Source organism: Streptomyces sp. NPDC057010 (assembly GCF_042673805.1).
GTDB lineage: Bacteria > Actinomycetota > Actinomycetes > Streptomycetales > Streptomycetaceae > Streptomyces.
Window position 1 is genome coordinate 1 of sequence record NZ_JBHUSC010000080.1, and the last position, 21,652, is coordinate 21,652.

Consider the following 21,652-nt stretch of genomic DNA (forward strand, 5'->3'; position numbering starts at 1 on the left):
TTGTACGGGCCCTCGACCTTGACGCCGATGTAGTCGGCCTGCTCGGGACGCAGGGTGGTGAGCTTGACGCCGAGGGCGTCGAGGTGGAGGCGGGCCACCTTCTCGTCGAGGTGCTTCGGGAGCACGTACACGTCGGTCGGGTACTCCTGCGGCTTCGTGAACAGCTCGATCTGGGCCAGGGTCTGGTCCGCGAACGAGTTCGACATCACGAAGGACGGGTGACCGGTCGCGTTGCCCAGGTTCAGCAGACGGCCCTCCGACAGCACGATCAGGACCTTGCCGTCGGGGAACTTCCACGTGTGGACCTGCGGCTTGACCTCGTCCTTGACGATGCCCTCGATCTTCGCGAGACCGGCCATGTCGATCTCGTTGTCGAAGTGGCCGATGTTGCCCACGATCGCCTGGTGCTTCATCTTGGCCATGTCCGAGGCCATGATGATGTCCTTGTTGCCGGTCGTGGTGATGAAGATGTCGGCCGTCTCCACCACGTCGTCCAGGGTCGCGACCTGGTAGCCGTCCATGGCGGCCTGCAGGGCGCAGATCGGGTCGATCTCCGTGACGATGACACGGGCGCCCTGGCCGCGCAGGGACTCCGCGCAGCCCTTGCCGACGTCACCGTAACCGCAGACGACGGCGACCTTGCCGCCGATGAGGACGTCGGTGGCGCGGTTGATGCCGTCGATGAGCGAGTGGCGGCAGCCGTACTTGTTGTCGAACTTCGACTTGGTGACGGCGTCGTTCACGTTGATCGCCGGGAAGAGCAGGTTGCCCTCGGCCATCATCTCGTAGAGGCGGTGGACGCCGGTGGTGGTCTCCTCGGTCACGCCGCGGATCTCGGACGCGAGCTGCGTCCACTTCTGCGGGGTCTCGCCGAGGGTGCGGTTGAGCAGGGTGAGGATGTAGGCGTACTCCTCGGAGTCCGCCGTGGACGGGTCCGGGGCCGCGCCGGCCTTCTCGAACTCGACGCCCTTGTGGACGAGGAGGGTGGCGTCACCACCGTCGTCGAGGATCATGTTCGGGCCGCCGGTGGGGGTGTTCGGCCAGGTCAGCGCCTGCTCCGTGCACCACCAGTACTCCTCCAGCGTCTCGCCCTTCCAGGCGAAGACCGGGACGCCCTGCGGGTTCTCCGGGGTGCCGTTCGGGCCGACCGCGATGGCGGCGGCCGCGTGGTCCTGGGTGGAGAAGATGTTGCAGGAGGCCCAGCGGACGTCGGCGCCGAGGGCGACGAGGGTCTCGATGAGCACGGCCGTCTGCACGGTCATGTGCAGCGAGCCGGTGATACGGGCGCCGGCCAGGGGCTGGGCCTTCGCGTACTCGGCGCGGATCGACATCAGGCCGGGCATCTCGTGCTCGGCCAGGGTGATCTCCTTGCGGCCGAAGGCTGCGAGGGAGAGGTCTGCGACCTTGAAGTCCATGCGTGCTGCTCCTCATGGGTTCGAGAGGTTGGGTACGGCTGAGCCGTGCGCCGTCCGGGGGACGGCTCACTGAGCACAGTCCGTCGGGGGCCCTCTCTCCCCTCGGCCGGTCACCTGGACCGCCCGACCGCCATCAGCAGCGACGCCTGACACTGATGACGAATCTACACCGATCGGCGGAGCCTGCCCCAGTCTCCCGGGGCCGGGTGGCGTATCGGTTTCAGGTCCTCCGGCAGGAATGTTTGGGGCCTTTCGGACTTTTGATCCACCGCTTACGTGGGGAAGGATGCCGGTGGATCGGAACACATGCGCGATCCCGCAGGCCCATTGGCGTGAAGGAGATTTCCGTGACCAGTCCGGCAGGCCCTCCCGGGGGCGCAAGCGGGCAGAAGCGGCTGAAGCTGCTCGCCGTGACCGCGTGCCCCACGGGGATCGCGCACACCTACATGGCCGCGGAGAAGCTCCAGCAGGCCGCCGAGCGGATCGGCGTCGACATGAAGGTGGAGACGCAGGGATCGATCGGTGCCGAGAACGTGCTCTCTGACAACGATGTCAGAGAGGCGGACGGCATCATCATCGCCGCGGACAAGGAGGTCGACCGCGAACGCTTCGCCGGCAAGCGGGTCCTGTCCACCGGTGTCGCGGACGGCATCCACAAGCCGGAAGAGCTGATCGAGCGCGTGCAGAGCGCGCCCGTGCAGACCGGGACGGCCGCGCCGGCCGGCGGCGGTGGCGCGGCCGGCGGGCGGGAGCGCAGCGTCGCCTACAAGGCGCTGATGAACGGCGTCTCGCACATGATCCCGTTCGTGGTGGTGGGCGGTCTGCTGCTCGCCGTCTCGATCGCGCTGGGCGGACACACCACGCCCAAGGGCATCGAGTTCGACAAGGATTCGTTCTGGTTCTATGTCAACTCGCTGGGCGGCCTCGGCTTCAAGCTGATGCTGCCGATCTTCTCCGGCTACATCGCCTACGCCCTCGGTGACCGGCCCGCCCTCGTGCCGGGCATGATCGGCGGATTCCTCGCGGCCGATGCCGTGAACATCTACGGGGCGGATGCCAACGCGGGCTTCCTGGGTGCGATCGCGACCGGATTCCTCGCGGGCTATCTGGTCGTGTGGATCAAGAAGGTCAAGGTTCCGAAGTTCGTCCAGCCGATCATGCCGATCATCGTGATCCCGATCCTGTCGACGGTGGCGCTCGGCCTGTTCTACATCTACGTCATCGGTCAGCCGATCTCCTGGGTCTTCACGCACCTGACCGACTGGCTGAACGGGATGACCGGCTCCAGCGCGATCGTGCTCGGCGCCCTGATCGGCCTCATGATCGCCTTCGACATGGGCGGCCCGGTCAACAAGACGGCCTTCCTCGTCGCGGTCGGCCTCATCGGCACCAACAACCACGTCATGGGCATGGCCGCGGCCGCGATCCCCGTCATGCCGCTCGGTCAGGGCCTGGCGACGCTGCTGCGCCGCAAGCTGTACACCGACCAGGAGCGGGAGACGGGCATCGCCGCCCTGTTCATGGGCTTCTTCGGCATCTCGGAAGGCGCCATCCCGTTCGCCGCCGCGCGGCCGGCGCAGGTCATCCCCGCGAACATGCTCGGCGGCGCCGTGGCCGGCGCGATCGCGGGCCTGGCCGGGGTCGAGGACTCGGTGCCGCACGGTGGGCCGATCGTCTCGCTGTTCGGGGCCGTCGGCGGGGTCGCCATGTTCTTCGTGGCGATCGCGGCGGGTGTGGTCGTCACGGCTGTGACCACGAACGCGCTGATCGACATCAAGGAGCGGAAGAACGGCGGGGCGGGCGCGCAGGTGCCCGTGTCCCCCGAGCCGGTCCTGGCGGGTGTGGGCGCGGGCGTCGGTGCCGGTGCCGGTGCCGCGGGGGCGGCCGTACGGGCTCAGGCGCAGGCCGCGCCCGCGGCTCCCGCTCCGGCCGACCGGCCGGAGGTCCTCTCCGGGTACCTGACCGAGCAGACCGTCAGGACGGAGCTGGCCTCGGACTCCAAGGAGGCCGCGATCCGCGAGATGGCGCAGATGCTGGCCGGCACCGGGAACGTCCGGGACGTGGACGAGCTCGTACGGGTGGCGCTCGCGCGGGAGGCCCAGGGCACGACCGGCCTCGGCGAGTCGATCGCGATCCCGCACGCCAAGACGGACGCGGTCCTGCGGCCGACGGTGGGCTTCGCCCGGTCCGACGCGGGCATCGAGTGGGGTGCGCTGGACGGGACGAAGGCCCGGCTGGTGTTCATGATCTCGGTGCCGGAGGCCGCGGCCGGGGACGAGCACCTGCGGATCCTGGCGCTGCTGTCGCGCAAGCTGATGGACGCCGGGTTCCGGGAGCGGCTCCAGACCGCGCCGGACGAACCGGCGATCCTGGACGTGCTGCGCGAGATCCGCTAGCCGCCCGATCCCTCCGCCGTTCCTTGGGGCCCCCGCCGCCCCGGTGGCCGGGGGCCCGACGGCGTTCCGTACGCTGCCCGCTGACGGAGCTTTGAGGGGACGGGCCGATGGAACGCAGGCGGGGCTGGCGGGGCCGCAGACGCGGTATCTGGGCAATCGGGCTGCTGGTGACCGGCGGACTGCTGGTACTCGGCGGGACGTTCTGGGGGACGGCCTGGATCCAGGACTCGGAAGTGGTCTACGACATGAAGACCGTCCCCAGCAGGAACATGAGGCCGACCTACGAGCCGGGGGACAGCGCCTGGTTCTCCGTGGGCACCGGCGGCGAGGATCTCGAGGTCTCGCGCGGGGACGTGGTGCTCGCCTCGGTTCCGGAGTGGCGGCCGGGCGGGCCCCTGCTGTCACGGGTGGTGGCGATCGGCGGCGACCGGATCGAGTACCGCCGGGGCGAGACGACGCTCAGGCTCAACGGGGAGCCGGTGGACGAGCCGTACATCCTGGAGCGGTCGCGGCCGTCGAGCGTGCCCTTCGACGTGACGGTGCCCAAGGGCCGGATCTTCCTGATGGGCGACAACCGCTGGGACTCCTTCGACTCTTCCCTGCACCCCGGGGCGGACCAGGGCACCCTCCCGTTGTCGGCGGTGATCGGCGAGGCGGTCCCGCGCCCGACCGATCTCGTGGTCGCGGGCGGGGCCGCCGTCGGCGGGATCCTCGTGTTCCTGGTCGGGGGCGGGCTGGGGATCGCCGCGCTGGTGGTGCGGCGGCGCAGGCCCGTGCCGTACGTGCAGCCCGTCTGGGGTGCCACGAGCGTCGAGCCGCCGCGCGGCGACCAGACGTAGGGACGGGGCAGTAACCGAAGGCCCCCGCGGGCTGCTGCTCGCGGGGGCCTTCCGGGTCTGCGGGGGCTACTTGGTCAGGTCCGCCGCCGGGCGGTAGATGTCCGGCTCCAGGTAGATCACGCGGGCAATCGGCACGGCCTCGCGGATGCGGGCCTCGGCGGCGTTGATCGCGTTCGCCACCTCGGTCGCCGTGTCGTCGTGCTGGACGGCGATCTTCGCGGCGACGAGGAGCTCCTCCGGGCCGAGGTGCAGGGTGCGCATGTGGATCACGCGGGTGACGGTGTCCCCGTCGACCACGGCGGCCTTGATCTTCTCGACCTCTTCGGTGCCCGCGGCCTCGCCGAGCAGCAGGGACTTGGTCTCCGCCGCCAGGATGACCGCGATGATGATCAGCAGGACGCCGATGCACAGGGTGCCGATGCCGTCCCAGACCCCGTCGCCCGTCAGCAGGGCGATGCCGACGCCCGCGAGGGCCAGGACCAGGCCGACGAGCGCGCCGAGGTCCTCCAGGAGGACCACGGGCAGCTCGGGGGCCTTGGCGCGCTTGATGTACTGGCGCCACGACAGCGAGCCGCGGGTCTCGTTCGACTCCTTGATGGCCGTACGGAAGGAGAAGGACTCGGCGATGATCGCGAAGAGCAGCACGCCGACCGGCCAGAACCACGCCTCGATCTCGTGCGGGTGCTTGATCTTTTCGTAGCCCTCGTAGATCGCGAACATGCCGCCGACCGTGAACAGCACGATGGAGACGAGGAAGGCGTAGATGTAGCGCTCGCGCCCGTACCCGAAGGGGTGTTGCGGCGTTGCCTCGCGCTGGGCCTTCTTCCCGCCGAGGAGCAGCAGGCCCTGGTTCCCGGAGTCCGCCAGCGAGTGGACGCTTTCCGCGAGCATCGACGAGGAGCCGCTGAAGAGGAACGCCACGAATTTGGCTACAGCGATGGCGAGGTTGGCGGCGAGTGCCGCCACGATCGCCTTGGTACCGCCCGACGCGCTCATGGGTGCAGGGTGTCCTTCCTAGCCACTGACTACCGGCCGCACATTGTTGCAGCCGCCACCGCGGACGCTACGTCAGACCACCACGGTCGCGCGGAAAACGGTGCCGGTACCGGACAGTTCGGCCTTTTCGCCCGCTCGTACCCAGACCGACTCGCCGGGGGCCAGGGCCAGTTCGCCGAGCCGGGGTGAACCCGCGGTGCACAGGAGGATCTGCGGGGTGTCCGCGGGGAGCGCCCGGGGGGCGGCGCCCGCGGGGAGGACGAACCGGGAGAGCCGGAAGTCGTCGACGGGGGCCTCGTAGACCTCCTCGCCGTCGCCCTCGGGGCGCAGTACGTGCGGGTCGCCCGGCTCGAACTTCACGACCTTCAGCAGCTCGGGCACGTCCACGTGTTTGGGGGTGAGGCCGGCGCGCAGCACGTTGTCGGAGTTGGCCAGCAGTTCGACGCCGAGGCCGTGGATGTAGGCGTGCGGGATGCCCGAGCCGAGGAACACCGCCTCGCCGGGCTGGAGTCGGAAGTGGTTGAGCAGCATGGCCGCGATGACCCCCGGGTCGCCCGGGAAGTCGTGGACGAGGGAGGCGTACGGGGCGTACGGGCCGCCCAGGCGCTCGGCGGCGGCCGCGGCCTCGGTGACGGTGTGGGCCATCTCCTCGCGGTCCGCGGTCAGTACGGCGGTGAGCACCTCGCGCAGCGCCGCGTCCTCGGGGTGGGCGCGCAGCAGGTCGGCGTACGGCTTGAGGGAGCGCACGCCCAGGCCCTCGATCAGATCGGCGGCCTGCTCCGGCGGGCGGAAGCCGCACAGTCCGTCGAACGGGGTGAGCGCGCAGAGCATCTCGGGCTTGTGGTGGGGGTCCTTGTAGTTGCGGTGGCTCGCGTCGACGGGGACCCCGCGGCGTTCCTCGTCCTCGAATCCCGCCGCGGCCTGGGCCGGGTCGGGGTGGACCTGGAGGGAGAGGGGCGCGCCGGCGGCGAGGATCTTGAAGAGGAAGGGCAGCCGGACGCCGAACTTGGCGACGGTGGCGGCGCCCAGTTCGCCCTCGGGGTCGGCGGCGATGACGTCCGAGAGGGCCGTCTCACCGGAACCGCGGTCGATGCGGGAAGGAGCGCCCGGGTGGGCTCCCATCCACACCTCGGCCTGGGGTTCACCGGTGGGTTCGACGCCGAGCAGCTTCGCGATGGCGGTGGTCGATCCCCAGGCATAGGGGCGAATGGTGTTGGTCAGGCGGTCCATCGTCGTCTTCCTGGATAGCGCCGGGCACGGGGGTGTACCTCAGCTGTTTCCCCCGGAGGCCAACGCCAGGTAGGCGGTGGCGAAATCCGTGACGGCCAGGAGTTCGGCGAGCTGTTCCAGCTCGACTCCCTCCTCCGGTTCGAGCTCGCTGATGGCCGTGTCGTGGCTGAGGGCGAGCTCGCGCGCGGCGGGGGCGGCGGTCAGGCCGCCCGTCGGCCGGTCACGCAGCAGGACGACGCGGGCGCGCAGAGCCTGGGGCTCTTCGACCCGGTCACGGAAGAAGTCTTCCGGATCGGCACCGGCTGCGAACGAGCCGGCGAGCAGGACGCCGTGGGCGGGGAGCGCCTCGGGGAGCGCGGCGGCCAGTGCGGGGCGGCCGGCGAGCTCGGCGAGGGTGGCGGCGAAGCGGCGGCCTGCGGGGCCGGCGCCTTCGCCCTCGCTCCAGATGAGCGGGAGGGAGTCGGCCAGTTCGGCCGCGAGGGTCTTGGCGGGGTTGGAGTAGGTGGCGATGGCGGGACCGCAGCGCTCGGCGGTGCGGTCGAGCCGGTCGGCGACGAGCTGGAGGGTGTCGGGGGCGGCGGTGATCAGGCCGACCTTGTCGAGGAGCAGGAGGAGGGGCGTCAGCAGGGCCCACAGGGCTCCCGGTCCGGCCGCGGCGGACTCGTCGTACTCCTGGTACGGGGCCTTGGCCATCGGTACGAGGAGCCCGTGCGCGCCGTCCACCGCCTCGCTCAGCGGTGAGCGTTCGGGGGCGACGGCGACGACGGTGCAGCCGCGCCGGTAGGCCTGTTCGGCGAGGACGCCGAGGCCGGGTTCGGTGCCGTCGGTGGTGGCGATGAGCAGCAGGTCGACGGGGCCGGCCCAGCCGGGCAGGGCCCAGCGCAGGGCGCCGGCGGCGTGTGCGACGCCGGTGGGGTGCAGGCGGGTGACGGGTGCGGAGGCTCCGGCGAGGGCGCCCAGCAGGTCGGCGACGCCGGTGGCGGCGGTGCCGGGGCCCGCGATCAGGACGGCGCGGGGGCGGCCGTCGGGGCGCAGGTCGCCGAGGCCCGCTTCGGCCGCGTGCCGGGCCGCGGTGCGGACTCTGGCGCCGGCCTCGGCGGCACCTCGAAGAAGGCCCCGCCGGTCGGCGCGGGCGAGATCGTCCGGCGCGTCGAGGAGCGACTCGTCGAGCATGGCGGCCTCCGGCTGTTGTGTGACGGAACCAGTCTGCGTCTGCGCTGCGCTGCTTGTGCCGCGGATCAGGCGGGGCGGCGGGCCTCGTCCACGAGGAGTACCGGGATGCCGTCACGGACCGGGTAGGCGAGGCCGCAGTCCTGGCCGGTGCAGATCAGCTCGGGGGTCGTCTCGTCGGCCGACTTGTCCTCGAGGGGCGCGTGGCAGGCGGGGCAGGCGAGGATCTCCAGCAGACCGGCTTCGAGCGGCATGGGGCGGGTTCCCTTCGGGGGTGCGGGTGGGGCGTGGTCAGCGTACCGCCGAGTCACCTCCGGTGCCGAGTCACCGCCGGTGTGGCCTGCGGGGTCTTGGTGCGGGGCCGTTGGCCGGGCCCCGCGCCGGGGAACCCGGCTCCGCCGGGCACCGGGCTCCGCCCGGACCCGCGCCTCAAACGCCGGCGGGGCTGGATTTGCCCCGGCTGAGGGGCAACGTGCCGCTCACCGATCGGTGCTCCGGCCCCGACGGCGCACCTCAAACGCCGACGGGGCTGGGATCGCCCCGCATGAGGGGCAACCTGCGGCTCACCGATCGGGGCTACGCCCCGCACCCCCGCGCCTCAAACGCCGGCAAGGCTGGGATCGCCCCGCATGAAGGGCGACGCGCCGCTCACCGATCGGGGCTCCGCCCCCGACCCCGCGCCTCAAACGCCGGGAAGGCTGGGATCGCCCCGCATGAGGGGCGACGTGCCGCTCACCGATCGGGGCTCCGCCCCGGACCCCCCGCCTCAAACGCCGGCGGGGCTGGATTTGCCCCGCTGCGGTTCAGGGATCGGGGCTGGGTTGCGGCCCAGCCCCGGTCCTCTGGATCAGCCGCGGATGAGGGTCAGGGCCTCGTCGCGGATCTTGGCCAGGGTCGCCTCGTCCCGGGCCTCCACGTTCAGGCGCAGCAGGGGCTCGGTGTTGGAGGCGCGGACGTTGAACCACCAGTCCTCACCCGTCACGGTCAGGCCGTCGAGCTCGTCCAGCGTGACGTCCTCACGGCCCCCGAAGGCGGCCTTGACCGCGGCCAGGCGGGCCCCCTGGTCCGCGACCGTCGAGTTGATCTCCCCCGACCCCGCGTAACGGTCGTAGGAGGCCACCAGCGCGGACAGCGGGCCGTCCTGCCCGCCAAGGGCCGCCAGCACGTGCAGCGCGGCCAGCATGCCCGTGTCCGCGTTCCAGAAGTCCTTGAAGTAGTAGTGCGCCGAGTGCTCGCCACCGAAGATCGCACCCGTCTTCGCCATCTCCTCCTTGATGAAGGAGTGACCCACCCGGGTGCGGACCGGGGTGCCGCCGTGCTCCCTGACGACCTCCGGAACCGACCAGGAGGTGATCAGGTTGTGGATCACCGTGCCCGACCCGCCGTTGCGGGCCAGCTCACGGGCCGCGACCAGCGCCGTGATCGCCGACGGGGACACACCCTCACCGCGTTCGTCCACGATGAAGCAGCGGTCCGCGTCACCGTCGAACGCGATCCCCAGGTCCGCACCCTCGGCGATCACCCGGGCCTGGAGGTCCACGATGTTCTTCGGGTCCAGCGGGTTCGCCTCGTGGTTGGGGAACGTGCCGTCCAGCTCGAAGTACATCGGCACCACGTCCAGCGGCAGGCCCTCGAAGACCGTGGGAACCGTGTGACCGCCCATCCCGTTGCCCGCGTCCACCACCACCTTCAGCGGGCGGATCGCCGACAGGTCCACCAGCGACTTCAGGTGCGCGGCGTAGCCGGTGAGGGTGTCCTGCTCCGTGACCGTGCCCGCAGTCGTGCCCTCCGGGATCGCCGGGGCGCCCTCCTGCGACCACTTCTCCACCAGCTCGCGGATCTGCGACAGACCCGTGTCCTGGCCCACCGGGGCGGCACCCGCCCGGCACAGCTTGATGCCGTTGTACTGGGCCGGATTGTGCGACGCCGTGAACATCGCACCCGGCAAGTCGAGGGACCCCGACGCGTAGTACAGCTGGTCCGTCGAACACAGGCCGATCAGCGTCACATCCACCCCACGCGCCGCCGCACCCCGCGCGAACGCCGCCGACAGGCCAGGGGACGAGGGACGCATGTCATGACCCACCACGATCGCCGCGGCACCCGTGACCTCGACGAAAGCCGCACCGAACAGCTCCGCCAACGACTCGTCCCACTCGTCCGGCACGACACCACGCACGTCATACGCCTTGACGATGTTCGAAAGATCTGCGGCCACTGCCTGCCCTCCTGAGGGTTCTGTCCGGTCCGGTCAACCTACCGTGTACCCGGAGCGGCGCCTCAGATGAACCGGGCGTCAGGAATCGGGCGATCTCAGGACGCGCAGGTGTCCGCGGCGCGTCTCGCCGGTGGACGGGCCGCTCTGCCCGGATCCGCCCGCCTCCGCCGCGCGCTCGGGCGGGCGGGCCGCCTCGCGGACCGCGTTGGCGAGGGCTTCGAGGTCGTCGCCGCTGGGGCGCGACGGGGCGGACCCGTCGGAGAGGCGGACGACGTCCCAGCCGCGCGGGGCGGTCAGGCGTTCCGAGTGCTCGGCACACAGGTCGTAGCAGTGGGGTTCCGCGTAGGTGGCGAGCGGGCCGAGGACTGCGGTCGAATCGGCGTAGACGTACGTCAGTGTCGCGACGGCAGGGCGGCCGCACGCGGTGCGCGAACAGCGACGTACAAGGCTCACGACGTTGGACGGTACCGCACTCTTGACCGGGCCGCGACGACTCTCCTGCCGCTCACTCCCCCGTGTCGTCGTGAGGGCTACCCTGCGGGGGTGACCGACAGCCCCCTGCCTCCCCGCCCCGCCGAGCCCCCCGTGGGGGCCACCGCCGAGCCGCGCCCGCGCCGCCGGGACCGGCACGGGCGCGGGATGCGCGGGCCGGTGGCGCCCCCGCAGGTGCCGCTGTCGGCGAGCCGGGCGGAGCTGTTCGGGGACCTCGTACGGGACTCCGTGGAGCGGCTGGAGCGGCGCTGGCCGCAGCTGGCCGAGGTGGAATTCCTGGTCGGTGACGTGCCGGGGCCGCCTGGCGGCCCTGACGGCGGCTGGAACGACGAGGCGGTGCCGTTGGGCGGGCTCCACGAGGCCCGCGACGGCCGGCCGGCCCGGATCGTGGTGTTCCGGCGGCCGGTGGAGATCCGGACGAAGTCCCGGGACGAGAAGGCGCTGCTCGTGCACGAGATCGTGGTGGAGCAGGTGGCGGAGTTGCTGGGGCTGTCCCCCGAGACCGTTGATCCGCGTTACGGGCAGGACTGAGCGGAGCCGCCGGCGCAACGGTGCCGCGCCGTCGCGCCGGCGCTGATCACTTCGTCAGGACCGAGAGGTCCTCGGTGGCCTTCGGGACCGCGACCGTGGAGTGGTCGTCGGAGAGGGTCTGGACGGTGAACATCGCGATGCCGTCGCTCGGGAGGGACAGGGTGCGGGCCGCGTGGACCGGGCCGCCGGAGAGGGTTTCCACGGTGAGGGCGTAGGAGCCCTTGGCGCCGGGCGGGGCGATGTCGACCTTCTGGGTCGTGCCCGCCTTCACCGTGACCTCCTGGGAGGCCGGTTCGCCGCCGCCGGTGCCGGGCGAGGCCGTCACCTTGACCTTGGCGTCCTTGTCGCCGGGGGCCGTGAGCGCCAGTACGGTCGCGTTCGCGTCGGGCCGGTTGTCGGCCACGGTGGCCCTGGTGCCGACGGGGCTTGCGGCGGGGACGAAGCCGAGGTCCTGCTTGGCGCCGCTGCCGCGGACCACGCGGACCGCGGCGACCACGGGCGTGGCCCGCTTGGGGTCCGCCGGGGTCAGGACCAGGGAGCCCTGTTCGCCGCGGGTCACGTCCTTGAGGTCGACGCTCGCGGTCATGCCGGCCTTGACGTGCAGCTGCTCGTTGTCCGCCGGGGTGATGGGGCCGCCCGGGCCGGCCAGCCGGATCTTCAGGTCCGCGTCCTCCTCGCCGGGTGCGAAGGCGACCAGGCGGACGGAGGTGGCGTCGGCCGGGATGCCGGGCAGGACCAGCGAGCCCGCCGGGTCCGCCGCGGCCGGCAGCCAGTCGGCGCCGACGCCCTCCTCGGCGGCCTGGACGGCGGCGCCGACCCGGCCGGCGCGGGTGGTGACGTGGGCGGTGGCGTCGGTGAGCTGCGTCCCCGGGATGAGGGAGGACAGGAGGACGGCCTTGCTGGACTTGGGGTCGATCCGGATGCCCTCGCCGGTGCCCGCCTCGGCCTTGGCCAGCCCGTCGGGGCCGAAGAGCTTGATGTCGACGACGGCGGCGGCGTCGTCGGGGTTGGTGAGGTGGAGGTAGTCCTCGCGGCCCTTGGACGTGCCGACCGCCGGGAACCAGAAGTCGGTGCCGGGTGCGGTGCAGCCGACGCCGAGGAGGCCGCGGAACCGGCCGACGGAGACCTTGGTGGTCTGCTGTGCGGTCCAGCCGGGGGCGAGGATCCCGTCGGCGCTGCCCGTCAGCGCGGGGGCGTCGGCGCCGGAGGCGGTGGCTCCGACGGGCTTGCCGACCTCCTTGGGCTCCAGTACCGGCTTGGCCTCCTTGGTGGCGCCGAGCAGCCGGGCCGTGCCCTTGCCTTCGGCCGGGGCGGCCGCGCCGGGGGTGATGGCGGTGTAGGTGGTGTCCGCGATGTCCGAGGAGCTGGGCGCCGGGCACACGAGCAGGGACCGCTCCACCGGCATCCGGGAGGCGGCCGCGGCCTTGGCGTCGGCCGCCTTGCCCTCGGCGGAGGGTGCGGTGAGGGCCGCGATGCCGGTGAGGGCGGCGAGCGCCGTGGTCACGGCCGCCAGCGTCAGGGGTGCGCGCTGCTTCACTGCTGGGGGCTCCCGTCGGGACGCGGGTCGTACGGCTGGTACGGGTACGGGTACTGCTGCTGCTCGGGGTCGTGGACCGGCTGGTGCTGCTGCGGGTACTGCCCGCCCTGCTGGTCGTGGGCCGGGTAGGGGTCGTACTGCTCGTAGCCCTGGGGCTGCTGCGGCTCGTAGGCGTAGCCGCCCTGGTCGCCGTAGGCCTGGTAGGTGTACGTCTCCTCGCCGTAGGCGGGCTGCGCCGGGATCTCCGCGTACGGGTCGGCGGTCACCGCGGCCTCCACGGGTGCGGGGGCGGGCTCCGCCTCGGCGCGCAGCCGGCGGGCGCGGCGGCCCTCGCCGGCTTCGCCGGGGCCGGGCTGGGCGGGGATCGCGGCCTCTTCCTCGGGGAGGTCGTCGTCGAGCCGCTCGCGGCGGCCGGGGAGGGCCATCACGAGGAGGACCAGGGCGAGGAGGCCCTGGGTCCAGTGCCAGGCGGTCGTGACGAGGGAGTCCTCGTGGACGAGGTCGAGGCGGCCGCCGTCGGCGGGCAGTTCGAAGCCCTGGGCCCAGCCGTCGAGGGTCTTGGGCCTCAGGGGCTTGCCGTCGAGGGTGGCCTGCCAGCCGGAGTCGGCGCGGTCGGCGATGCGCAGGACGCGGCCCGCCTCGCCGGCCGGGATCTTGCCGTGGGCCTCCACGGGGCCGGCGGCGACCGGGATCGGGGCCTCGCCCTGCTTGCCGGAGACGATGACGGCGCGGGGCAGCCAGGGTTCGACGCCCCACAGGGCGGTGCCGTCCTGCTGGTGGCGGCGGCTGAGGCCGGGGGTGGCGTCGAGGACGCGGCGGATGTCCTCGGGGCCGCCGGGGCGGAACATGACGAAGCGGATGGCGTAGGCGCTGAGCTGGCTGGACTGGTCGGCGCCGGAGCCGGCGACGAGGTTGGAGACGACCTTGTCGAGGCGGGGGTCGCTGCCGGTGGCGGCGGCGGTCTCGGCGTCGCCGAGGCGGCCGCCGGAGCCGCGGACGAGGCTGTAGGAGACGGTGCCGGGCCGGTCCAGGGCGAGGATCAGGGTGCGGGTCTGGTTGTCGTCGCCGCCCGCGTCGGCGACGAAGGCGGGGACCTGTACGGGGTCGCGGCGCTGGAGCGGGCCGTCGGCGCCGGCGAGGAGCCAGGCGGCCGCGGCGAGCAGCGGTCCGGCCGCGGCGGCGAGGGCGATGAGCGCGGCCAGCGGCTGGCGCCAGCCGAAGCCGTGGGCGGCGAGCCGCTCCTTGGCGCCGTCCGCGCCGAGGACGGCGGCGGCCAGCAGGGTGAGCCCGTAGACGAGGGTGGCGGGGCCGGCCCAGGCACTGCGGTTGAGGAGGACGGCGAGGAGCAGCGCGGTCAGGGCCACGGCCCAGGCGGTGCGGACGGCGAACTGCCGTTCCGTGCGCAGCAGGGCGGCGAGGGCGGCGAGGACGATGCCGAGGAGGAGCAGGCCGCCGGTGGTGCCGGGGCCGCCGGGGCTGGTGCCGAGCAGGTCCAGGGCGGTGGCGGAGCCGGTTCCGTAGGGAAGTCCGGCCTCGTGCAGGAGGCGGCCGGGGTGGGTGAACAGGCCCAGCGACCAGGGGGCGAGGACGAGGAGGGGGACGGCGAGGGAGGCGAGCAGCCGCGGTCCGTACGTCTTCCACTGGGTGCGGCGCAGGACCAGCGCGGCGGTGCCGAGGACGGCGGCGAGCGGCCAGACGACGGGGGTGAAGGCGGTGGCCAGGGTGAGCAGGAGGGTGTACGTCCACACGGCGCGCCAGCCGGTGCGGTCCCCGTCGGTGCCGAGGGCGAAGGCGGCGACGGCGGAGCGGGCGATCAGCGGCAGCAGGACGGCGAGGACGGCGGTGCCGAGGCGGCCGCCGGCGAGGGCTCCGGTGACGGCGGGCAGGAAGGCGTAGGCGATGGCGGCCCAGGCGCGCAGCAGCCGGGACTCGACGAGCGGCCGGGAGGCGAAGTAGGCGGTGAGCCCGGCGAGCGGGACGGAGCCGACGAGCAGCAGGGTGAGGGCGGCCTGGGTGGAGCCGAAGAGCAGGGTGGCGAAGGCGCCGAGGACGGCGAGGTAGGGGGGTGCGGCGGCGGTGGAGCCGGTGGAGACGGCCTGCCAGCCGTCGGTGTAGGCGCGCCAGAGGTCGGGGCCGCTGTCGGGGGCGGGGAGCAGGGCGCCGCCCATGAGGGAGCCGCCGCCGATGAGGGCGCGGCAGGCGCCGAGGGAGAGGAGCAGGAGGAGGGCGAAGAGGACGGGGGCGGGGTTGCGGGCGATCCGCTTGAGGCGGGCGAAGCGCTCGGTCTCCTGGAAGTCCTCCTCGCCGGGGGCGGTGAGGATGCTGCCTCCGCCGTGCCGGCCGGCGGGCGCGGCGTCGGTGTCGCGGCCGTCGGCGAAGTAGCCGGCGAGCTGTTCGGCGTTGGCGCGCAGGGAGGCGCCGGGCGGCGGGAACAGGGGGCGCAGTTCGGCGGCGGGGACGGCGGGGCGCCGGCGGCGCTTGCGGGCGCCGAGGATGCGGCCGGGGCGGAGCAGGACGGCGAGGAGGCCGGTGATCTCGTCGACGGCCTGGCCGGGGGCCTTGCCGATGAGGTAGGCGAGGGTGCGGAGCACGGTGCCGAGCAGGACGCGCAGCAGCACGTAGGGCAGGGCGCGGCCGGAGCTGTTGGCGAGGATGGTGTAGACGGCGCCGGCCTTGTCGACGCGGTGGGGGCTGGCGCTCGTACGGCCGACGCAGTCGACGGTGCGGCGTTCGCGGGCGGCGGCCTCGGCGTGGCGCATGACGGCGTCGGGGGCGACGAGGACGCTGTGGCCTGCGCTCTGGGCGCGCCAGCAGAGGTCGACGTCGTCGCGCATGAGGGGCAGGCGGCGGTCGAATCCGCCGAGGGCGTCGTAGACGTCGCGGCGCACGAGCATGCCGGCGGTGGAGACGGAGAGGACGGGGCGGACCTGGTCGTGCTGGCCCTGGTCCTGTTCGCGTCTGTCGAGGCCGGTCCAGCGGCGGCCGCTGCGGGCGATGGTGACGCCGGCTTCGAGGAGCTGCTTCTTGTCGTACCAGCCGCGCAGTTTGGGGCCGATGACGGCGGCGTCGGGGTTCTCGTCGGCGACGCGCAGCAGTTCGGTGAGGGCGTCGGGTTCGGGGGCGCTGTCGTCGTGGAGGAGCCAGAGCCACTGGACGGGTTCGCCGTGGGGCAGCTCGGGGAGGTCGTACGCGTCGTCGCGCCAGGTGCGGCTGACGGGGTCCCAGCCGCTGGGGCGCTTGAGGTACGGGAGGTCCTCGGGGGTCAGGGTGCCGGCGGTGCGGGCGGCCTCGTCGACCGCGGTGCCGAAGCCGGTGCGGCGGGCGAGGTGCAGGACGCGGTCGTCGCCGAAGGCTTCGCCGAGGAGCCGCGCGGATTCGTCGGCGCTGCCGGTGTCGGCGGCGATGTGGTTCTGCGCGGGGCGTTCCTGGCCGAGGAGGCCGGCGAGTGTCCGGGGCAGCCAGCGGGCGCCGTCGTGGGCGACGAGGACCGCGGTGACGACGTGCCGGGGGAACTCGGGTGTGGCGGGGGCCTGGTGGGAGGCCGCCGACTGGCTGTGCAGGGACATCGCGCTACTGGCCCTCCGGCCTGGGGGTCCCTCCGGAACGGGGCCGGGGGGAGGGTCCGAGGGTGGTGCGCCCTCGGAGGCTGCTGGACAGCGCCCCACCCTAACGGCTGGAAAAGCGGCGGTCCGCCTCCAGCGGGGAAGGTGCAGGAGGCGGACCGTTTGCTCTGTGCGGTGCCGTGCGGGCCGTGCGGTTCGATATGTCGTGCGATGTGCGGTAGGTGCCCGGCGGGATGCTTCCGGGCGGTTTCAGACCGCTGCCTTTTTCAGCCGGCGGCGCTCGCGCTCGGACAGGCCGCCCCAGATGCCGAATCGCTCGTCGTTGGCGAGGGCGTACTCAAGGCATTCCGAGCGGACTTCGCAGGCGAGGCAGACCTTCTTGGCCTCGCGGGTGGAGCCGCCCTTCTCGGGAAAGAAGGACTCGGGGTCGGTCTGGGCGCACAGAGCGCGCTCCTGCCATCCGAGCTCCTCGTCCGCCTCCTCGACCAGCAGTTCCTGAAACAGCTCGGTCATGTGCGCCCCTCGCTCTGTCTGTGCGTCCCCGTGGTGATGTCGTTACTGATCGCTACGTAACGACACGAGTGAAATTACAAGTGCGTGGCTCCAGGGCAGTCAAGCCGAGATCTGCTATTGGGCCCCTTATTCACTCTGCGGAACCAAGCCTATGCAGAAAGTGTTCATATCGCCAAAAATCGTGACACATGCCACAGACACCACACGATGCCCGCCTTCACCCGTAATCGACGTGTCACTCAGAGGTGGGGTTGCGATCCGGCCAAAGAAGCGGCGTAGATCACATTCCGATCACGAGATGGCGCATTCGGGTTTAGACGGTGGCGAGTTGAGCCTGCACACAGCGCCACCTCCCCTGGCGCCGACTGCACAAACCTTTCTCCGCACACGGTAACCGGATGAGGTGAAACTTTTGCCTCAAACCGGACATTGGGTTGACAGTCCGGCCTTCGACCCGGTCTCCTTGTTCGCATGTCAGCGCCCGCAGCCACCACCCGGACCCCCATTCGTGGGTTCCTGTGCGCTGCCCAGGTTCGCTGTTGCTGTTGCAGCTGTTGATGCCTTCGGAGCCTCGGCTCCCCTGAGCTCCGGCCGCCCCCCACAGCAACCGCCAGCACGACTGACACCGTCGAGGTAACCCCCACGATGAACAGCACCACCGCAGCCGCCCCCGCGCCCAGCGCCGCCGTCGAGAGCGACCTCCAGATCGCGGGCGACATCCTCTCCGTCCAGCACCTCCTCCAGCCGGCCCGCGAACACCCGGCCACCGTCGCCGAATTCGTCGGCCTCGCCCGCTCCATCGCCGAGGACCGCGCCTCCTGGGAGCACCTCGTCCGCTACGACGCCACCACCCGCTGGTACCACCGGCTGCGCACCGGCCCCGGCTACGAGGTCTGGCTGCTCAGCTGGGTTCCCGGCCAGGGCAGCGGCCTGCACGACCACGGAGCCTCCTCCGGCGTGCTGACCGTCCTCGACGGCGAGCTCACCGAGCACACCCCGCGCGGACCCCTCACCCACCGCCCCGGCGCGCAGCGCGTCTTCGCCCCCGGCTACGCCCACGAGGTCGTCAACGACACCCTCGACGGCGCGGTCAGCCTGCACGTGTACTTCCCGGGCCTCACCGAGATGCCGATGCACAACTGCTCCCCGGCCCGCGCGGAGTCCGTACCGGCCTGACCCGTGCCGTCCGGCCTGACAGACTTCGGTGTATGCGCATTGTTGTTCTGGCCGGCGGTATAGGCGGCGCCCGGTTCCTCCGCGGACTCAAGTCGGCCGTGCCCGACGCTGACATCACGGTCATCGGCAACACCGGTGACGACATTCACCTGTTCGGGCTCAAGGTGTGCCCCGATCTGGACACGGTGATGTACACCCTCGGCGGTGGCATCAACGAGGCCCAGGGCTGGGGCCGCACCGACGAGTCCTTCACCGTCAAGGAGGAGCTGGCCGCCTACGGGGTCGGACCCACCTGGTTCGGACTCGGCGACCGCGACTTCGCCACCCACATCGTCCGCACGCAGATGCTCGGCGCGGGCTACCCGCTGAGCGCCGTCACCGAGGCCCTCTGCGACCGCTGGCAGCCCGGGGTCCGGCTGCTGCCCATGTCCGACGACCGGGTCGAGACCCACGTCGCCATCACCGAGGCCGGCACCGGCGAGCGCCGGGTCATCCACTTCCAGGAGTACTGGGTCCGGCTGCGCGCCTCGGTGGACGCGGAGGCCGTGGTCCCCGTCGGGGCCGAGCAGGCCAAGCCCGCGCCCGGCGTGCTGGAGGCCATCGCGGCCGCCGATGTGATCATCTTCCCGCCGTCCAACCCGGTGGTCTCCGTCGGCACGATCCTGTCCGTACCCGGCATCCGGGAGGCCGTCGCCGCCTCGCAGGCTCCGGTCGTGGGCCTCTCCCCCATCGTCGGGGGCGCACCCGTGCGCGGCATGGCCGACAAGGTGCTGGCCGCCGTCGGCGTCGAGTCCACGGCCGCCGCCGTCGCCCTGCACTACGGGACCGGGCTGCTCGACGGCTGGCTCGTGGACACCGCCGACGCGGACGCCGTCGCCGAGGTGGAGGCCGCCGGGATCACCTGCCGCGCGGTGCCGCTGATGATGACCGACCTGGAGGCGACCGCCGAGATGGCCCGGGCAGCGCTGGAGCTGGCCGAGGCGTCCCGGTGACGGCCGGGCACGCCTCTCCCGGGCACGGCCCCTCGTACGAGGTGCGGGCCGTCGACGGGATACCGGAGGTCGGGCCCGGCGACGACCTGGCGGAGCTGATCACGGCCGCCGCGCCCGATCTGCGGGACGGCGACGTCCTGCTCGTCACCTCGAAGATCGTCTCCAAGGCCGAGGGCCGGATCGTCGAGGCCGACTCGCGCGAGGAGGCGATCGACGCCGAGACCGTGCGGGTCGTCGCGCGCCGCGGTCCGCTGCGGATCGTCGAGAACCGGCAGGGCCTGGTGATGGCCGCCGCCGGGGTCGACGCCTCCAACACGGCCCCCGGAACGGTGCTGCTGCTGCCCGAGGACCCCGACGCCTCGGCCGCCGCCATCCGCGCGGGGGTGCGGGAGATCCTCGGGGTGGAGGTCGGCGTGGTCGTGACGGACACCTTCGGGCGGCCGTGGCGCACCGGACTCACCGACGTCGCGATCGGCGCGGCCGGCGTGCGGGTCCTCGACGACCTGCGCGGGGGCACGGACGCCCACGGCAACCCGCTGAGCGCGACGGTGGTCGCGACGGCCGACGAGCTGGCCTCCGCCGGCGACCTGGTCAAGGGCAAGGCGGCCGGCCGGCCGGTGGCCGTCGTACGCGGGCTGGGCCACCTGCTGGGCGAGGGCGCCTCGGCCCGGGACCTGGTGCGCTCACCGGCCGACGACATGTTCCGGCTGGGGACCTCGGAGGCGGTACGGGAAGCCGTGACGCAGCGCCGTACCGTACGGGCCTTCACCGACGAGCCGGTCGACCCCGGCGCGGTACGGCGGGCGGTGGCCGCGGCGGTGACCGCCCCGGCTCCGCACCACACGACGCCGTGGCGGTTCGTGCTGCTGGAGTCGGCGGCGTCCCGGCTGGAGCTGCTGGACGCGATGCGGGACGCGTGGGTCGCGGACCTGCGCCGCGACGGCAAGTCGGAGGAGTCGATCGCCAAACGGGTGCGGCGCGGGGAGGTGCTGCGGCGTGCGCCGTACCTGGTGGTGCCGTGTCTGGTGACGGACGGCGCGCACGACTACGGGCACGCGCGGCGGGACGCGGCGGAGCGGGAGATGTTCGTGGTCGCGATGGGCGCGGGCGTGCAGAACCTGCTGGTCGCGCTTGCCGGGGAGCGGCTGGGGTCGGCGTGGGTGTCCTCGACGATGTTCTGCCGGGACGTGGTGCGCAAGGTGCTGGGGCTGCCGGAGGAGTGGGACCCGATGGGGGCGGTGGCCGTCGGGCACCCGGCCGGGGTTCCGGCGGAGCGGGGGGCTCGGCCGGTGGAGGACTTCATCGAGGTGCGGTAGCGCTGCCGCTGCCGCTGCCGCTGCGGGAAGCTCTCCCTTCCCTTCCCGCCTTTTGCCGCTTCCCCGTCAGAAGCGGGCGATGTCCGTCTTCGGCATCTTCGGGGTGCGGCGGGGTGGGATGTGGCCCGCGAGGAGGATGAGGCGGGCGGCGCGGTGGCGCTGGCCGGCGTACGGGGCGAGGAGCTCCAGCATGACGGCGTCGTCGGCGTCGCGGTCGCCCGCGAGGGCGTAGCCGACGATGCCGGGGAGGTGCAGGTCGCCGGTGGTGACGGCGTCGGGGTCGCCGTTGCTGCGCTGGAGGGTCTCGGCGGAGGTCCACGGGCCGATGCCGGGGACGGCCTCCAGGCGGCGCACGGCCTCGGGCAGGGCCATGGCGGCCGCCTCCTCCAGGCGGTTCGCCACGCGGGCGGCGCGGATGATGGCGGCGGAGCGTTTGGCGTCGACGCCGGCCTTGTGCCAGTCCCAGGAGGGGATCATCGCCCAGGTGCGGGCGGTGGGCATGACGAGGAGGCGCAGGCCGAGGTCCTGCGGGCCGGGGGCCGGTTCGCCGTACTGGCGTACGAGGCGGCGCCAGGCGCGGTACGCCTCGTCGGTGGTCACCTTCTGCTCCAGGACGGTGGGGATCAGCGACTCCAGGACCAGCCCGGTGCGCGTGAGGCGCAGGCCGGGGCGGCGGCGGTGGCTGGCGTGCACGAGGCGGTGGCGGGGGACGAAGGCGGCGGGGTCGTCGTGGGCGCCGAGGAGTGCCGGGAGCTGTTCGAGGATCCAGTCGGCGCCGGGGCCCCAGGCCTCGGCGCCGATGTCGCTGTCGCTGCGGGACACGCGGAGGGTGGCGGGGCCCTGGGGGGTCTGGCTCGCCTTCCAGACGGAGCCGTCGGGGGTGGTGCGGAAGGTGGGGTCGGCGGGGCCGCGGCGGAGCGGGCCGAGCGTGAGCCCGAGGTCCACCGGGCCGTCGGGGGTCCAGCGTCGGGTCTTGGCCCCCGCCCCTGCCGGGCGGCCGGTGCCCGGGGGCACGTCGGTGCGGCCGCCTCGTACGGCGGTGGGGGTGAGGGGGTCGAAGCGGCCGGCCATGCGTCGAGGGTAGCTCTGGCGGCCGGGGTCTCGCGGGGCTCCGCCCCGCACCCCGCGCCTCAAACGCCGGCGAGGCTGGGGATGGCTCGGCCCGGGCCTGGCTTCGCGGGGCCGGGGCCGGGGTGGGGTGTCGTCCGGGACGGGCTTCGATGTTCGGCGCCCACTCCGGGGTTGCTTCGTCGAGCGGGGGCTTGCGC

At 72.9% G+C, this 21,652-nt stretch carries 17 protein-coding genes; 6 read left to right on the forward strand and 11 right to left on the reverse strand.

Annotation, left to right across the window (positions count from 1 at the left end):
• The coding region (ahcY, locus tag ACFTXQ_RS34490; RefSeq protein WP_382648971.1) for an adenosylhomocysteinase at nt 1-1,415 on the reverse strand (1,415 nt) is incomplete at its 3' end.
• A gap of 347 nt (nt 1,416-1,762) precedes the next feature.
• Here ahcY and ACFTXQ_RS34495 point away from each other — a divergent pair.
• The gene (locus ACFTXQ_RS34495; protein ID WP_382648973.1) at nt 1,763-3,811 is read left to right on the forward strand and encodes a fructose-specific PTS transporter subunit EIIC; all 2,049 of its coding nucleotides are present in this window, start codon (nt 1,763-1,765) and stop codon (nt 3,809-3,811) included.
• Between the two features lie 107 nt (nt 3,812-3,918).
• Nucleotides 3,919-4,650, forward strand: a complete 732-nt coding sequence (lepB, locus tag ACFTXQ_RS34500; RefSeq protein WP_382648975.1) for a signal peptidase I — start codon at nt 3,919-3,921, stop codon at nt 4,648-4,650.
• 66 nt (nt 4,651-4,716) lie between these two features.
• Here the strand turns inward: lepB and ACFTXQ_RS34505 are convergent, their stop codons facing one another.
• The 6 genes from ACFTXQ_RS34505 to ACFTXQ_RS34530 form a co-directional block, all read right to left on the reverse strand.
• Nucleotides 4,717-5,646 carry a cation diffusion facilitator family transporter gene (locus tag ACFTXQ_RS34505; protein ID WP_382648978.1) on the reverse strand — a complete coding sequence of 310 codons (930 nt, stop codon included), beginning with the start codon at nt 5,644-5,646 and terminating at the stop codon, nt 4,717-4,719.
• A 72-nt stretch (nt 5,647-5,718) separates the two neighbouring features.
• Nucleotides 5,719-6,876 carry a mannose-6-phosphate isomerase, class I gene (gene manA / locus ACFTXQ_RS34510; RefSeq protein WP_382648981.1) on the reverse strand — a complete coding sequence of 386 codons (1,158 nt, stop codon included), beginning with the start codon at nt 6,874-6,876 and terminating at the stop codon, nt 5,719-5,721.
• 39 nt (nt 6,877-6,915) lie between these two features.
• Nucleotides 6,916-8,049: an SIS domain-containing protein gene (locus ACFTXQ_RS34515; protein WP_382648984.1), complete on the reverse strand. Its 1,134-nt coding sequence runs from the start codon at nt 8,047-8,049 to the stop codon at nt 6,916-6,918.
• Between the two features lie 65 nt (nt 8,050-8,114).
• Nucleotides 8,115-8,300 carry a Trm112 family protein gene (locus tag ACFTXQ_RS34520; RefSeq protein ID WP_382648987.1) on the reverse strand — a complete coding sequence of 62 codons (186 nt, stop codon included), beginning with the start codon at nt 8,298-8,300 and terminating at the stop codon, nt 8,115-8,117.
• Between the two features lie 593 nt (nt 8,301-8,893).
• Nucleotides 8,894-10,264, reverse strand: a complete 1,371-nt coding sequence (locus ACFTXQ_RS34525; protein WP_382648990.1) for a phosphomannomutase/phosphoglucomutase — start codon at nt 10,262-10,264, stop codon at nt 8,894-8,896.
• 78 nt (nt 10,265-10,342) lie between these two features.
• The gene (locus ACFTXQ_RS34530; RefSeq protein ID WP_382648992.1) at nt 10,343-10,717 is read right to left on the reverse strand and encodes a DUF3499 domain-containing protein; all 375 of its coding nucleotides are present in this window, start codon (nt 10,715-10,717) and stop codon (nt 10,343-10,345) included.
• 90 nt (nt 10,718-10,807) lie between these two features.
• On the opposite strand from ACFTXQ_RS34530, the gene ACFTXQ_RS34535 reads away from it, so the two are divergent.
• On the forward strand, nt 10,808-11,287 hold the full coding sequence (locus ACFTXQ_RS34535; RefSeq protein ID WP_382648994.1) for a metallopeptidase family protein: 480 nt from the start codon (nt 10,808-10,810) through the stop codon (nt 11,285-11,287).
• A 46-nt stretch (nt 11,288-11,333) separates the two neighbouring features.
• On the opposite strand, the gene ACFTXQ_RS34540 is transcribed toward ACFTXQ_RS34535, so the two are convergent.
• From ACFTXQ_RS34540 to ACFTXQ_RS34550, 3 genes are all read right to left on the reverse strand, one after another.
• A complete protein-coding gene (locus ACFTXQ_RS34540; protein ID WP_382648997.1) occupies nt 11,334-12,824 on the reverse strand; it encodes a DUF5719 family protein in 1,491 nt (496 codons plus the stop codon).
• Nucleotides 12,821-16,390: a glycosyltransferase gene (locus tag ACFTXQ_RS34545; RefSeq protein WP_382649000.1), complete on the reverse strand. Its 3,570-nt coding sequence runs from the start codon at nt 16,388-16,390 to the stop codon at nt 12,821-12,823. The genes ACFTXQ_RS34540 and ACFTXQ_RS34545 overlap by 4 nt, the downstream gene beginning before the upstream one ends.
• Before the next feature lie 246 nt (nt 16,391-16,636).
• Nucleotides 16,637-16,900 (reverse strand): WhiB family transcriptional regulator, encoded by a 264-nt coding sequence (locus tag ACFTXQ_RS34550; RefSeq protein WP_003983763.1) that lies wholly within the window; start codon nt 16,898-16,900, stop codon nt 16,637-16,639.
• 645 nt (nt 16,901-17,545) lie between these two features.
• Here ACFTXQ_RS34550 and ACFTXQ_RS34555 point away from each other — a divergent pair.
• Genes ACFTXQ_RS34555 through ACFTXQ_RS34565 form a run of 3 tightly spaced genes read left to right on the forward strand, consistent with a single transcriptional unit; the run spans nt 17,546 to nt 20,384 of the window.
• Complete coding sequence (locus ACFTXQ_RS34555; protein ID WP_382649002.1) at nt 17,546-18,076, forward strand: cysteine dioxygenase; 531 nt, start codon at nt 17,546-17,548, stop codon at nt 18,074-18,076.
• A gap of 32 nt (nt 18,077-18,108) precedes the next feature.
• Nucleotides 18,109-19,068, forward strand: coding sequence for a 2-phospho-L-lactate transferase (gene cofD, locus ACFTXQ_RS34560; RefSeq protein ID WP_382649005.1), 960 nt, complete (start codon nt 18,109-18,111; stop codon nt 19,066-19,068).
• Complete coding sequence (locus ACFTXQ_RS34565) at nt 19,065-20,384, forward strand: coenzyme F420-0:L-glutamate ligase (RefSeq protein WP_382649007.1); 1,320 nt, start codon at nt 19,065-19,067, stop codon at nt 20,382-20,384. The genes cofD and ACFTXQ_RS34565 overlap by 4 nt, the downstream gene beginning before the upstream one ends.
• Nucleotides 20,385-20,450: 66 nt before the next feature.
• Here ACFTXQ_RS34565 and ACFTXQ_RS34570 read toward each other — a convergent pair whose 3' ends face one another.
• Nucleotides 20,451-21,455, reverse strand: coding sequence for a DNA-3-methyladenine glycosylase family protein (locus ACFTXQ_RS34570; protein ID WP_382649010.1), 1,005 nt, complete (start codon nt 21,453-21,455; stop codon nt 20,451-20,453).
• Nucleotides 21,456-21,652: the final 197 nt, after the last annotated feature.